Here is a 14,217-nt window from a genome sequence, read left to right on the forward strand (position 1 = left end):
ACGGGCTCAGCCCTGCGCGGCGGCGGCGATCGCGGCGGTCAGCACCTCGCGGCTGCGGCGCAGCGCGTGCTCGTAGCGGTCGGCGTGGTTGTACAGCTCTACGCTGACGTAGCCGTCGTAGCCGCCGCGCCCCAGCACCGAGAAGAAGCCGGCGAAGTCGATGTCGCCGTCTCCGGGGATCTCGTGGTGGTGCACCCGGCCCTTGATGTCCTCGACCTGGATGATCTTCGTATAGGGCAGGTTCCGCTCCACCGAGGCGAGGTAGTCCTCCTCCACGACCCGGCAGTGGCCGAGGTCCTGGGCGAGCGCGAAGCGGTCCGAGGCCAGCGCGTCGGCCAGCCGGGCGACCCCGTCGTTGCTCTCCAGGAAGAACTCCGGCTCGGGCTCCATCGCCAGCACCGCGGTGCCCGGGCCGTCCAGCACCTGCCGGACGCCCTCGTCCAGCCACTGCCGGGCCTGCTCCTCGGCCACCTCGGGCTTGCGCTTGCCGGTGGCGAAGTTGACGTAGGGGATGCCGAGTTCGTCGGCGATCCGGACCGACCGCAGGACGAGGTCGACGCGGCGGGCCCGGCCCTCGGCGGTGGGGTGGATCAGCGAGGGCTCGAAGCGCTCCTCACCGAGCAGGTTGTCGGCGCCCGCGGCCAGGCAGCAGGCCGTCAGGCCGGTGCGCTCCAGGGCCTTGCGGATCGGCGCGGCCTCGGCGGGGCCGAAGGCGAACGGGTCCAGGTGGGCCGGGTGGAGCGAGAGTTCGATCCCCTCGTAGCCGGCGTCGGCGACCGCCTCGATCGCCCGCTCCACCGAGATCGTCCGCAGGCCGTTGGCGTTGTAGGCAAGCTTGACCACGACAGTTCTCCTTCTGGCTGGTGACGGTGGTGACGACGGTGACCGGCGGGTCCTGACCGGCCGGTCGCCGGGTGCTGGTGCGCGGCCGCGTCGGTGCGTGCCGCGCCGGGGCTCCGGTGCGCGGGGGCCGGTCACTTCTCCGCGGTGGCGTGCACGTGGAAGTCGTGCCAGGTGCGCAGCTCGATCCGCTGGAAGCCGGCGGCGCGCAGCATCTCCTCCAACTCGTTGAGGGTGAAGCGCAGGTGCACCTCCTCGGGACCGGCGCCGTCGGGCTGGCGGGCGTACCAGGCCTCGATCTCCCGGTTGCGCTCCTTGTCGGCGGTCTTGCGGTAGTCCGCCAGCGCCACCCGCCCGCCGGGGCGCAGCACCCGGTACATCTCGGCGATCGCGGCGGGCGCGTCGTCGGCCAGCTCGTGCAGGACGTAGGTGGAGATCACCAGGTCGGCGGCGGCGTCGGCGACGGGCAGCGGGACCACCGGGCTCACGGTGCGGGTCACCCGGTCGGCCACGCCCTCGCGGGCGGCCCGGCCGGCGAGCACCTCCAGCAGCTCCGGGCTGCCGTCGACGCAGTGCACCGAGCCCTCCGGCCCGACCAGCCGGGCGGCGGGCACGGCCGCGTAGCCGGTGCCCGCGCCGACGTCGACCACCTGCTGGCCGGGCGCGGCGCCGACGGAGCGCAGCAGGTCCTGCACCTCGCCGAGCGCCCAGCGCAGCGGGCCGTCGAGCCGGTAGACCGTCTCGGCGATCTCCGGCGAATGCGCGTCGTTCATGGATGACTCCTTCGGGAGGCCGAACGGGCCGTCCGGCCCTGCTGGGCCGGCGGTCGGGGGTGTGCGCGCGGTGCCCGGGCGCGTACGGGGGCGGTCAGGCCTCGGCGAGGACGCTCTTCAGCAGCGGCTCGGGCACCGGCGTCTCGTGGTCGCCGTCGACGATGTGCACCCGGCCGATCTCGGGCACCAGCACGAACCGCACCGCGCTGCCCGCCCGGCGCTTGTTGTCGCTGAGGATGACCTCGACGATCCGCTCCGGGGTGAACTCCCGGGGCACCGTGGTCGGACTGCCGATCAGGGTGCCCAGCAGGTGCTCCTGGCGCGCCAGCACCTCCGGGGCGGTGATCCCGAGCCGGATGCCCAGCCGGGCCGCGGCGCACATCCCGATGCCGACCGCCTCGCCGTGCAGCAGCGCGCCCCCGGAGAGGAACTCCACGGCGTGCCCCACGGTGTGGCCGTACTCCAGGATGATGCCGGCGCCGCGCTCGCCCGGGTCCTGCGCCAGGATGCCCAGCTTGCTGCGGACCACCTCGTGGCAGACCCCGAGCAGGTCGTCCCGGATGCCCGCCACACCGCCGGTCAGCAGGCCCTCCATCCGGTCGACCCACGCGGCGTCGTTGACCAGGCCGTTCTTCAGCGCCTCCACCAGCGCGCTGCGGTGCTGGCGCTCCGGCTCGCTGCGCAGCATCGCCACGTCGGCCCAGATGAACAGCGGCGCGTGGTAGACGCCGAACTGGTTCTTGCCGAGGGCGCCGTTGATCGCCTGCTTGTTGCTGAGGGTGCCGTCGGTGAGGTTCAGCATGGTGGTCGGGATCTCGACGAAGCGCAGGCCCCGGTAGACCATGGCGGCGGCCAGTCCGGCCAGGTTGCTGATCATGCCGCCGCCGAGCGCGCCGACGATCGAGTCCTTGGTGGCCCCGGCGGCCACCAGCCGTTCGCAGAGGGCGGTGAGCTCGGGCCAGCCCTTGACGCCCTCGCCCTCGGCCACGGTGATCAGGTTGACGGCGACGCCGGCCCGGCCGAGCCGGTTGGCGAGGTCCCGGCCGAACAGCTCGTACAGCGGCTGGCTGGTGACCAGGTAGAACTCGTCGAAGGCGTGCCGGCCGAGGTACTCGGGCAGCCGGTCGCCGATGGACTCGCCGAGATAGTACGGGCAGCTTGGGCTGGTCCCGCTGGACAGCTCGATGATGGTTCCGTCGGACACGTCGGTCCTTTCGTGCAGGGTGTCGGAACGGGTGGTGTCGGAACGGGTGGTCCTGGGGCGCGTGCGCCTCGCCCGGGCGGTGCCGGTGCGGGTGGTGCCGTGACCTCGGTCGTGCGCGGGGGTGGTGCCCCCGGTGGTGCGCGCGGCCCCGGGTACGCGGTGGCACGCTCCCGGCGTGCGCGGGCGGTGGTGCGGGGCCCGGCGGAGGGCCCGGTGACGGGTGCCTGTGGTGGGCGCGGGGCGCCGGTGGTCAGCGGTGCGCGAGGTAGCCGTCGAGGTCGAGCAGCCCGTTGCCGCTGACGCAGGCGACGATCACCTCGGCCCGCCCGGTCTCGCGGGCCAGGACGGCCCGGTCCACGGCCGCGCGCAGGGCGTGGCAGGACTCCGGCGCGATCAGCATTCCCTCGGTGGAGAGCACCAGCCGCCCGGTCTCGAAGACGTCCGTCTCCTCGTACGCGACCGCGTCCAGCAGCCCCTCGCCGCGCAGCACGCCGATCAGCGGCGAGCCGCTGTGCTGGCGCAGACCGCCGACGTGGGTCTCCGGCAGCTCGTAGTCCCGGCCGAGGGTGTACGACTTGCCGAGCGGGGTGACGCCCTCCGGGTCGGCGTGGTCGTAGCGCAGCGTGCCCCGGGTCAGCCGGGGGGCGCTCGCGGACTCCGCGCCGAGCAGCAGCAGGTCGTCGCCGCGCTCCGCCTTCTCGGCGAGGTAGGGGCCCATGAAGCCGCCCAGGTTGCTGCCGCCGCCGACGCAGGCCACCAGCGCGTCCGGCCGCTCGCCGAGGGCGGCCAGCTGGGCCTTGGTCTCCTGGCCGATGACGGTCTGGTGGATCAATACGTGGGCCAGGTTGCTGCCGGAGATGTAGCGGGTCTCCGGGTGCAGCGCGGCGTGGCTGATCGCCTCGCCGATCGCGGTGCCGAGCGAGCCCAGCAGGTGCCGGCCGTCGCGCAGCAGCGCCTTGCCGACCGGCGTCCGCTCGCTGGGGGAGGCGTGCACCTCGGCGCCGAGCATCTCGATCAGCGCCCGGCGGCCGGGCTTCTGGCGGGCCGAGACGCCGGCCCAGTAGATGACGGCCCTGAGGCCGAAGCGGCGGGCGGCCCAGGCCACCGCGTGGCCCCACTGGCCGGCGCCGGTCTCGGTGACCAGCGTGTCGACGCCCTGCTCGGCCGCGTAGTGGGCCTGGGCGATGGCCGAGTTGAGCTTGAAGCTGCCGGTGGGCAGCACGTCCTCGCGCTTGAGGTAGATCCGGGCCGGGGTCTCCAGGTAGCGCTCCAGGGCCCGGGCCCGCAGCAGCGGGGTGGGGCGTCCGATCGACGCCAGCTCCTCGCGCACCCGCTCCGGGATGGCCAGGAAGGGTTCGGTGGCACCGTCCTGGGCGCGGACGGCGTCGAGCCGGATCCGCTGCTGCAGGGCGAGCCGGGAGCCCCAGGCGTCGTGCTCGGCGCCCTCGGGCTCGCGGGGCGGCGGGACGGGGCCGGGCAGGCTGGGGACGAGGTTGAACCAGTGCGACGGGACCTCATGGGGGTCCGCTGCGGCCGGCACCGGCACGGGGGTCCACTGGGCGGCTGGAGTCACGATGCATCCCTCTCGTCATCCGGATGGGGGAACCGCGCACGTCAGTTCTCGCAGCGAAACGACCGGGTGAGAAGCGGTAGGAGCGTTGTTGACCGGCTCAGTCAAGCTTTGGATCGGTTGCCGGGGGAGTACTTGACCGCAACGGTGGAAAAGCGGTCCCGGACCGGCCCGCTCCTGGGTGAAGCCCGGGTCAGGAGCCCGGACCGACGGCGGGGCGGCGGCCCGGACCGTGCGACCGGACGCGCGGTGACCGTCGTCGCGCCGTCTCGTTCGCCCCTGCGGGGGCCACCGGTCGCCCTGTTCCACCGGCGCCCCGGGCGCCCCGATCCGCAGTCGTACGGGAGTTGTGCACCATGGGTACCACCGGCAAGGCCGAGAAGAAGACCGAGCAGAAGGCCGAGAAGACCGACCACCGCAAGCTGGGCGGCGAGCTGTACCGCGCGAAGGCCGTCCCGCAACCGCTCGACGTCCCCGAGTTCGCCTTCCTGGCCCTCGACGGGACCGGCGACCCGCAGCAGAGCCCCGAGTTCGGGCCCGCCATCGCCGCGCTGTACGCGGTCTCCTACGCCCTGAAGTTCGCCGTCCGGGCCGACACCGGGACGGACTACGCGGTGATGCCGCTGGAAGGGCTCTGGCACAGCGACGACCCGCACTTCGACGCCGTCTCCGCCGACTCCTACGGCCCCGGCGCCCGGGCCGGCTGGCGGTGGACCCTGCTGATCCGCCAGCCCGTCCCCTACACCGACGCGCAACTCGCGGCCGCGCTCGCCAAGGCGGAGGCCAAGGTGGAGGCCAAGGCGGAAGGGAAGGCGGAAGGGAAGGCCGGGGCCGAGGCGGTCGGCCGGCTGCGCCGGGAGTCCTTCACCGAGGGCCGCTGCGTCCAGGTGCTGCACCAGGGCCCGTACGAGACCGAGCCGCGGACGGTGAAGCTGCTGCACGACTACCTGCACACCGAGGGGCTGCGCGAGGCCGGCCGGCACCACGAGATCTACCTCTCGGACCCGACCAGGACGGCCCCCGAGCGCCGCCGTACCATCCTGCGCCAGCCGGTGTCCTGAGGCGTCGGCACACCCGGGTACGGACCCCTGACCTCCCGTGGCCGCCGTGGCGCACCTCCGTGCACCGGCTGCGGCCCGCTGGACAGCCATGGACGCCCCCCCTAGCATCGTGAGAATCCCCGTCAGGGCCAGGTGCCCGTCGGGGCCCGTCTTCGCCCGTCCCCGGGAGCCGCTGTCAGGGCGGCGTCCGTCCATCGGACATGCCACGGGGCGAGGTGGATCTGGACGTCTGACCCTGGCGCGCACGGGGGGTGACCGCGCAGGTAGGCATTGAGGTGCGATCGATTGTCATGCCATCGGTCGGTCAGGCGTCGGCTCCAACAGGCCCGGGCTCGGCTCCGGTCGCCCGTCGGACCCCGCCCGAGGGACCCGAGAAGCGGAGGGCTTCAGTCTGCTATGAAGATCGACACGCTGAGCAGCCACGACGAGCGTCTGCGCCGGGCCATCCCCCACATCGTGGCCCAGGTCAGGGACGGTGAGGCCGCCGTCTCGCTGGAGGAGCTGGCGATGGCCACCAACACCTCGCCCGACTACCTGCGCCGGGTCTTCCGGCACCAGGTCGGCGAGCCGATCCACCGCTACGTCCGCAGGCTCCGGCTCTCCCTGGCGGCCTACCGGCTGGTCTACGGGGACCGCACGATCATCGACATCGCGGTCAGCGCCGGCTACAACTCGCACGCGGCCTTCACCCGCGCGTTCCGGTCCGCGTACGGGATATGTCCCACCGACCTGCGCACCAACCCGCAGAACACCGCCTGGCCGACCGCCGGTGCGGCCGGTTCGGACATCCGGCCGGCCGCGATCCCGCAGCGCCGGGTCGCGTTCTACTCCCACCTCGGACCGATCGACAGCGCCGACACCGCCTGGGAGCGGCTGCGCGGCTGGCTCACCACCCACGGCCACTGCCCGGCCCGCTCCAAGGCGTTGGGCGTCTCCTACGACGACCCGGACTTCTTCATCGGCGCCCGGACCCGGCACGACATCTGCGTCCCGGTCTCGGACCGCTTCGACCCGCAGACCAGGGACGGGATGGGCGTCCAAGTCGTTCCGGCTTCAACAGGATTGGCGATGCGTCACGTCGGACCGCCTGAGCTGATCCCGTTCACCTACATGCACCTGGCGGTCAGCGCCGCCACCAAGGGGATGCAGCGCACCGAGCGCCCGCCGCTGCCGTACTACCTGGAGTTCTCCTCGTTCCCCTCGGCGCACCCCGAGCGCCAGGTCGCGGTGGACGTCTACCTGATGCCGCACACCCGCCGGAACTGAGCGCCGCGCACGCCCCGCGGCCCCGGACGGTCGCCCGGGGCCGCGAAGCCGTGTCCGCGCCGCCCGTCAGGTGCTGTAGACCCCGACCTCGTGGAGCGAGTAGCCCCAGCTGGTGCCGCGCTGGACCCCGTGGACGCGGACGTACCGGGCCGGGACGCCGGTGAACCGCGCGGTCTCCAGCCCGCCCGCCCCCGTGGTGGTGGACCACACCGACTTCCAGGTGGCCCCGTCGGTGGACACCTCGATGCGGTACGCCTTCCCGTAGGCGCGTTCCCAGTCCAGCGTGACGCGCCCGACCAGGGTGGTGGACCCGAGGTCGAGCCGCAGCCACTGGTCGTCGTTCCAGTCGCTGGCCCAGCGGGTGCCGCCGTCGCCGTCCACGGCCCGGCCTGCCGCGTAGCTGACGAACGGGTTCCATTCGGTGGACGCGGCCGTGGCCGGGGCGCCGGCGGCCAGGTTGGTGCCGGCCCGGTGCTGTTCGGTGCTGCCCCAGGTGGTCAGGTAGGACTCGGCGCCCCGGAACAGGTCGTCCACCACGCCCTGCCCGCCGACCAGCCGGATCTCCTCCAGCCAGTCCGGCACGAGGCCGTAGTGCGCGGCGCCGTCCGTGTTGTAGTCCCAGGTCCGCTCGCCGGTGGTCTGCCGGTCGACGAGCGAGCCGCCGTCGGTGGTGCGGAACGGGTACTGGACCGGGTGCGGGGCGTTCGCGCCGGGCGGCGCGGGCCAGCCGCCGAGGCCGTTCATGTCGGTGCCGTAGCCGTAGCCCACCCCGTACTTGTCGCGCAGTGCGTCGGTGCGCTTCGCCTCCGCGCTGAACGCCTCGGCGCCGTTCATGTACTGGGCGACGAAGCCGCCGAGCTTGTAGACGCGCTCGGTCCAGTCGAGGTCCATCCAGCTGTGCGAGGAGATCACGCCCGGGTAGGACGCGGACTCCAGGATGTCGAAGGCGCGGTCGGCCGCCTTGACGCTCATGTGGTCGACTTCCAGCATCATCTTGCGCTGCATCATCCCGCGCACGGCGTACTCACCGAGGTCGGTGAGGCCGCGGGAGTTGCACTGGGCGCCCGCCGCGTACGCCGGCACGGTCACCCCCGGCGGCAGCAGCTTCTCGGCCTCCGGTGCCGCGGCGAGGCCGATGGGGTTGTCGTGCTGCGGCCCGGCGCACTGCTCGGTGGTCCAGAAGGTGCCGGTGGACAGGAACTGGCCGGCGTTGATCGCCGTGCCGAGGGCGCCCTCGTCGAAGCGGACCCCGCACAGCGCGTTGTCGAACTTGTGGCACAGGAACATGCTGCGCACGCCCAGGCCGTACAGCTCGTCCAGGCCGCGGTCGATGTCGGCCTTGCCGCACTGGGCGACGTCCAGGATCTGCTTGCAGCCGAACGGCTCGGAGGTCTCCACGCCGAGCACGACGGCGAGCTTGCCCTGCGCGACGACCTGGCGGGCCTGCGCGCTGTCGGTGACGATCCGGAACCAGCCCTTGCCCGTCCCGCCGTACATCCGGTCGATGTAGGCCTGCAGGTCGTACGTCTTCTGCGCCTGGAGGCGGATGGAGTCCATCTCGTCGCAGCCGCGGTCCTTGAAGAAGTAGACCGAGCAGATCACCCCGTTGGTGACCAGGTCGTCGACCAGCACCCGCTGGCCGCCGCGCCAGGCCCGCTCGACCCAGGCGTAGTAGTTCTGCTCGTGGGTCAGCGAGTCGTGGGCCGGCCAGTCCTTGAAGGTGGGCCAGCCGACCGGGTCGTGCTTGCCGTCGCCACCCTTGGTGATCATGTCGAAGACCGCCAGCGAGCCGTCGGGGTAGTGCTCGGGACAGTCCTTGAGCGCGTCCGCGATCCCGGCCTCGGAGAACGTCTTCCCGCACAGGAGACGGCCGCCGAAGGCCTCGTTGGACATCAGGTGGTCGTGCGCGTCGACGAAGCCGCGGACCTTGCCCTGGGCGTCGGTCCCGCGGAACGGCTCACCGGTGACGCCGATCTGCGAGTCCGGCGCGGGCCGGGCGACCGGGTTCCACCAGCCCGTCCCGCCCGAGGCCCCCGGCGCGGGGGCCGCGAACAGCAGGGAGAAGAGGGTGAGGAGCGAGGCCAGGGCCGTGACGATTCTGCGCCTGCGGTGCGGATGAGGGTGGGGCTGTGGGGGTTTCATCGGTCACCATTCGTGTCGTCGATGCAGGGACGACGGGGAGGAACGACCCGCCGGCGCGGGGTGTTTGATTGTTTCGCGCCGGGCGACTGTCATGTCCCGCGTACTCGGTGCGATGAGAATCGCCACTGTTGGATTCTTAGTCAATAGCCCTGGACAGATGGTCCGTTGACGTGAAAGGCCGTGTTCGATGCGGTAGTTGACTGTCCGGTATGCGGAGACCGGCCGGGCGGCCGGGTGGTCCGAAGGAGGGGCGGTGCGCGCGTGGGCAAGGGTTGTGCAGGCAGGGAGCACCGCCCGGCCCGCCGGTGCCCTAGCGTTCCCGGTGTTCCGCACGGAGGCCGGGCCCACCCCGTGGCCGCCCCCGGCCCGGGCTCTCCGGCCCGGCTCTCCGGCCCGGCCGTGACACCCCTTCCGAAAGGCGCCTCATGCCCACCATCACGCTCTCCGACGGCTCGCAGAAGTTCTACAAGGACTGGGGTACCGGTCGCCCCGTCGTCCTCTCGCACGGCTGGCCGCTGAACGCCGACGCCTGGGACGGCCTCGCCGTCGCCGTCGCCGAGGCCGGCTACCGGGTCGTCGCCCACGACCGGCGCGGGCACGGCCGGTCCGAGCAGACCTGGGACGGCAACCACATGGACCGGTACGCGGACGACCTGGCCGAGCTGATGGAGCGGCTCGACCTCACCGAGGCCGTCCTGGTCGGCCACTCCACCGGCGGCGGCGAGGTCGCCCGCTACCTCGGCCGGCACGGCAGCGACCGGGTGCGCAAGGCCGTCCTGCTCGGCGCCGTGCCGCCGCTGATGCTGCGCACCGAGGACAACCCCGAGGGCACCCCGATCGAGGCCTTCGACGGCATCCGGGCCGGCGTCGCGGCCGACCGCTCGCAGTTCTACTACGACCTCAGCGAGGCCTTCTTCGGCTTCAACCGGCCGGGCGCCGAGGTCTCCGAGGGCAAGCGCCGCGAGTTCTGGCTGCAGGGCATGCAGGCCGGCCTCAAGGGCGCCCTCGACTGCGTCGAGGCGTTCTCGGAGACCGACTTCACCGAGGACCTCAAGAAGATTGACATCCCGGTCCTGGTCGCCCACGGCGACGACGACCAGATCGTGCCGATCGCCGCCTCCGCCGAGAAGAGCGTCGAGCTGCTCTCCCAGGGCGTCCTCAAGGTCTACCCGGGCGCCCCGCACGGCCTGGTCGGGGCCTACGAGGCCGCGTTCACCAAGGACCTGCTGGAGTTCCTCGGCGCCTGATCCGGCGCCTGATCCGGCGGGTGGCCCGCCCCGGCGGCCACCCCACCACCCCCGCGGCCCCCGCACGCCCCGGACCGGCCCATCGGCGCAGGTCCGGGGCGTGCGGGCGTTGCCGGGCGGGCGCGAGCACGGCTGACGGCCGGTTCGCCTTGACCCTGCCCGGCGACGGGTCGCCGCCCGGCGACCCAGGCCCGCCGGGTGCCGCGCCCCGGCGCGGACGGAACGAACGGCCGACCCCGCCGGGAGGGTCGCCGGCCCGGGGGAGCCGTGCCCCAGCGCGCCCGGTCGCCCGGCTCGTCAGAACGACAGTCAGATGACCTAGGCACTCTTCCGCTCCCTGCCGCAGGCTGGTCGTGCGGGGCTTCGGCCGTGAACGCCGACAGAGAGGGGCAGCCAGGTGAACCTGCGGGTCACAACCGCCGCGGTGCCGGACGGGGAGAAGGCGGGGCACTGGGGCCGGGCGGTCTCGTACGCCCTGGCGCCGGTGGAGGTGGTGCCGCTCGCCGACGGCCCGTTCGACGGCCGGCTGGAGTCGCACCGGCTGGGCAGCCTGCGGGTGTCCACCCTGGAGGCGGACGCCACCCGGCTGTGCCGGACGCCGGGCCTGATCGCGCGCTCGGCCGGGGCGGAGGCCCAGGTGGCGGTGGGCGTCCAGGTGTCCGGCCACGCCGTGCTGAGCCAGGACGGCCGCCGGGCCGAGGTCGCGCCCGGCGACCTCGTGCTGTACGACACCGCGCGCCCCTACTCGGTCGACTACCCGCAGCGCTTCCGCTCCCACGTGTTCCACCTGCCGCACCGGCTGCTCGGTGTGCCGGAGGCCGACATCCGCCGGGTGACCGGGCGGGCCGTCACCTCGCGGGAGAGCCTCGGGGCGGTCCTGCTGCCCTTCCTCGACACCCTCGCCGACGCCGCGCCCAGCTACCCGTCCGCCGTCGGGGACCTCCTGGCGGGCAGCGTCGCCGACCTGTTCCTCACCCTGGTCGGCGAGCTGGCGGGGCGCCCGGCCGCCGGCCCCGACGAGGCCGGCGCCCACCTCGTCCGGCTGGTCCGCGCCCACATCGACCGCCACCTCGGCGATCCGGGGCTGACCCCGCAGGGCATCGCCGACGCCCACCGCATCTCGGTGCGCTACCTGCACCGGCTCTTCGAGAACGAAGGCGTGACGGTGGGCCGGCTGATCCAGCGGCGCCGGCTGGAGGAGTGCGCCCGGGAGCTCGGCCGGCGCAGCCGCAGCGCGCCGACCGTCTCGGCGGTCGCCCAGCGCTGGGGGTTCGTCAACCCCGCGCACTTCAGCCGGGCCTTCCGGGCCGCGTACGGGACGTCCCCGCGCGAGTGGCGGGCGCGGCGTACGGAGGAGGCGCGCACGGCCGGCTGACCGCCGTGCACGGAGCGGCGCGCGGGACCGGCCGACCGCCGTGCACGGAGCGGCGGCTTCCAGTGCGCTCCGGGTACGGTCCCGGGCCCGGCCGGTCCCTAAGGTGACGACGTGCCGGCCGGGCGCCCCGGGCCCCGGCCGGCACGCTCTCCGGGCACGGTGGCAGTACCCCCGGCTCGCCGCCGTGCCCGGACCCGCGGCGCCGGGCGAGCCCGCGACCACCCGGGCGGGGCCACGCCCACCCGCGGAAGCCGGCCCGACCCGGCCGCTACGCCAGGAGCAGCACACCAGTGTCCGAGAGCATCACCCCCGAGGCGCCGGGCCCGATCCTGGACGACGGCCTCCAGGACTTCCTGGCCGCCCGCGCCCACGCCCGCCGCGTTCGGACGGCGGCGCCGCCCGGCGGGAGCGCGCCGGAGCCCCTCGACCTCGCCTTCCTGGCCGGGCCCCACCCGTCGGACGGCCACCGGGACACCGTCGCCACCCGGCTGGCGCTGCCGACACCGGCCGGTCACGTCCGGATCCAGGTGATCCGCCCGGTCGACGCCGCCCGGCCGACCCCGGTGGTCCTCTTCCTGCACGGCCTCGGCTGGGTGCTGGGCGACGCCGACAGCTACCGCCACCTGCTGCGGGAGTTCGCCGTGGGCGCGGACGCCGCCGTGGTCCTCGTCGACTACGGGCGCCCGCCCGCCGAGCGGTTCCCGGTCGCCGTCGAGCAGTGCTACGCCGTCGCCCGCTGGATCGCCGCGCACGGCCACGAGATCGGGCTGGACGGGAGCCGGATCGCCGCCGCCGGCGACTCCGCGGGCGCCAACCTGGTCGCGGCGCTCACCCTGCTCCTGCGCCGGCGCGGCGGCCCCGAGCTGCTCCACCAGGTGCTGATCTGCCCGGTGACCGACGCGGACTTCGACACCCCCTCCTACCGTGCCTTCGCCGACGGGTACTTCCTCCACCGGGCGGACATGCGCCGGTTCTGGGACGCCTACCTGCCCGACCCGGCCGGCCGGGCGCAGTCCCTGGCGGCCCCGCTGCGCGCCGGACTGGAGGAACTCGCCGGGCTCCCACCGGCGCTGGTGATCACCGCCGAGGCCGACGTGCTGCGGGACGAGGGCGAGGCTTACGCGGCCCGGCTGCGCCGGGCCGGGGTGCCGGTGGTGGCCACCCGCTACCAGGGCGTGGTGCACGGCTTCGTCCTGCTCGACTCGCACTGCCGCACCGGCTCGGCCCGCTCCGCCCTCATCCAGGCCGTGGACACCCTCCACCTCGCCCTGCACCGCCACTCCTGGTAGGCCGGCCGCCGCTGGTAGCCGGGGCCGGTGCGGGGCAGGACGAGGGCTCGTGCGGCACCGGCGACCGCGCAGTTCCTCCTGCTGTTCTTCCTGGTCACCCGCCGTCCGACCGGCTGGGATGGGAGGGCGGGCCGCGTCGCCCGCGCCCCTCCCTCACCCCGTGCCAGCACCCGGCCGCCCGGGACCACCCCGGCGGCCGTCGCAGGAGTACCGATGCCCGTCCTCGCCCCCGTCCCCGTCCCCGTCCCGTCCGGCCACGCCCCGTCCGGCCACGTCCCCTTCGCCGCGAGCATCGCCGGCCACCGGCTCGGCCCGCTGCGGGTCTCCTCGATCGTCGCCGGTCCGTGGCCGGCCGCGCACGGCCGCAGCGTGGTGCTGTGCGGCCGCGGCGACCACATCACCCTGGTGCTGCCGCGGCACGGCACGGCCGCGCTGCTCCTGGACGGTCACGGGGTGCCCCTGCGGCCGGGCGGGTTTGCCGTCGCCCGGACCGGCCGCCCGGTCGTCCTGGAGGTGTCGGAGGCCTTCTCCGGCACGGCCTTCCACTGGCCCCGGGCAGCGGCCGGAGTGGCCGAGGAGGACCTGCGGGAGCTGTCCGGCACGGCCTTCCGCTCGGACACCGGGACGGCCACGCTGGTGGCCGCCTACCTGGACCGGCTGGCCCGCCCCGGGGTCGCACCGGACCCGCAGGTGGCCGCCCGGCTCGCCGGCACGGCACTGGACCTGCTCACCGTCCTCGCCCACGAGCACCGCCGGCGGGCGGCCGGACCGGTGCCCGAGGAGGTCCTGGCCACGATCGCCCGGACGAAGGAGTACATCCTGCGCCGGCTCCCCGACCCCGGGCTCTCCCCGGAGGGGATCGCGGCCGCCCACCACTTCTCGGTGCGCTACCTGCACAAGCTCTTCCAGCACGAGGGCGTCACCGTGGGCCGCTGGATCCAGCGGCGCCGCCTGGAGATGTGCCGCCGCGACCTGGCCCGCCCGTCGGCCCGCCCCGCCACCGTGGCCGCCGTCGCCGGCCGCTGGGGCTTCGTCAGCACCAGCCACTTCAGCCGCGTCTTCCGCACCACCTACGGCCTCACCCCCCGCGCCTGGCAGTCCACCGCCCACGACCCCGCCACCCACCCGGCCCTCCCGGGTTGAGCCCGGTCGACCGGGGGCCGGATGGGATCAACGCGTCCGGAGGGGTGGCGGAGTGAGCGGCTCCCCGGCGTGGGGGGGGGGGGGGGGGCCCCCCCCCCCCCCCCCCCCCCCCCCCCCCCCCCCCCCCCCCCCCCCGGGGGGGCCCCCCGGGGGGGGGCCCCCCCCCCCCCCCCCCCCCCCAGCCCCCCCCCCCCCCCCCCGGCCCCCCCCCGCCCCGGCCGGGCCGTAGGTACCGAGTGGAAGCGTCGGTGGCCCTGTCGGCCGGGCGGTTCCGCCGACAGGGACGGCATGCGGAGCCGAGGAGCTG

At 74.5% G+C, this 14,217-nt stretch carries 11 protein-coding genes; 6 read left to right on the top strand and 5 right to left on the bottom strand.

Annotated features, from left to right (window positions below; all coding sequences use genetic code 11):
- Window positions 1-6 precede the first annotated feature (6 nt).
- From ACIF6L_RS24295 to ACIF6L_RS24310, 4 genes are all read right to left on the bottom strand, one after another.
- Window positions 7-843, bottom strand: a complete 837-nt coding sequence (locus ACIF6L_RS24295) for a sugar phosphate isomerase/epimerase family protein (RefSeq protein ID WP_329486342.1) — start codon at window positions 841-843, stop codon at window positions 7-9.
- A 131-nt stretch (window positions 844-974) separates the two neighbouring features.
- The gene (locus tag ACIF6L_RS24300) at window positions 975-1,613 is read right to left on the bottom strand and encodes a methyltransferase domain-containing protein (protein ID WP_329486341.1); all 639 of its coding nucleotides are present in this window, start codon (window positions 1,611-1,613) and stop codon (window positions 975-977) included.
- A gap of 94 nt (window positions 1,614-1,707) precedes the next feature.
- The gene (locus ACIF6L_RS24305; protein WP_359803953.1) at window positions 1,708-2,817 is read right to left on the bottom strand and encodes a 2-deoxy-scyllo-inosose synthase; all 1,110 of its coding nucleotides are present in this window, start codon (window positions 2,815-2,817) and stop codon (window positions 1,708-1,710) included.
- A gap of 250 nt (window positions 2,818-3,067) precedes the next feature.
- On the bottom strand, window positions 3,068-4,390 hold the full coding sequence (locus ACIF6L_RS24310; RefSeq protein WP_329486339.1) for a TrpB-like pyridoxal phosphate-dependent enzyme: 1,323 nt from the start codon (window positions 4,388-4,390) through the stop codon (window positions 3,068-3,070).
- A 353-nt stretch (window positions 4,391-4,743) separates the two neighbouring features.
- Here ACIF6L_RS24310 and ACIF6L_RS24315 point away from each other — a divergent pair, with 353 nt between their 5' ends.
- Complete coding sequence (locus ACIF6L_RS24315; protein ID WP_396486583.1) at window positions 4,744-5,448, top strand: GyrI-like domain-containing protein; 705 nt, start codon at window positions 4,744-4,746, stop codon at window positions 5,446-5,448.
- 396 nt (window positions 5,449-5,844) lie between these two features.
- A complete protein-coding gene (locus ACIF6L_RS24320) occupies window positions 5,845-6,714 on the top strand; it encodes a helix-turn-helix domain-containing protein (RefSeq protein WP_329486337.1) in 870 nt (289 codons plus the stop codon).
- Window positions 6,715-6,780: 66 nt separating this feature from the next.
- Here the strand turns inward: ACIF6L_RS24320 and ACIF6L_RS24325 are convergent, their stop codons facing one another.
- Complete coding sequence (locus ACIF6L_RS24325) at window positions 6,781-8,856, bottom strand: discoidin domain-containing protein (RefSeq protein ID WP_396486582.1); 2,076 nt, start codon at window positions 8,854-8,856, stop codon at window positions 6,781-6,783.
- A gap of 425 nt (window positions 8,857-9,281) precedes the next feature.
- On the opposite strand from ACIF6L_RS24325, the gene ACIF6L_RS24330 reads away from it, so the two are divergent.
- The 4 genes from ACIF6L_RS24330 (at window position 9,282) to ACIF6L_RS24345 (ending at window position 13,910) form a co-directional block, all read left to right on the top strand.
- Entirely contained in the window at window positions 9,282-10,103 is an 822-nt protein-coding gene (locus ACIF6L_RS24330) for an alpha/beta hydrolase (protein ID WP_359803957.1), read from the top strand.
- A 397-nt stretch (window positions 10,104-10,500) separates the two neighbouring features.
- Window positions 10,501-11,478 carry a helix-turn-helix domain-containing protein gene (locus ACIF6L_RS24335; RefSeq protein WP_396486581.1) on the top strand — a complete coding sequence of 326 codons (978 nt, stop codon included), beginning with the start codon at window positions 10,501-10,503 and terminating at the stop codon, window positions 11,476-11,478.
- Between the two features lie 290 nt (window positions 11,479-11,768).
- A complete protein-coding gene (locus ACIF6L_RS24340) occupies window positions 11,769-12,767 on the top strand; it encodes an alpha/beta hydrolase (RefSeq protein WP_396486580.1) in 999 nt (332 codons plus the stop codon).
- 213 nt (window positions 12,768-12,980) lie between these two features.
- Window positions 12,981-13,910, top strand: coding sequence for a helix-turn-helix domain-containing protein (locus tag ACIF6L_RS24345; RefSeq protein WP_396486579.1), 930 nt, complete (start codon window positions 12,981-12,983; stop codon window positions 13,908-13,910).
- Window positions 13,911-14,217: the final 307 nt, after the last annotated feature.

The sequence above is a fragment of the Kitasatospora sp. NPDC086009 genome, assembly GCF_044540385.1.
Classification (GTDB): domain Bacteria; phylum Actinomycetota; class Actinomycetes; order Streptomycetales; family Streptomycetaceae; genus Kitasatospora.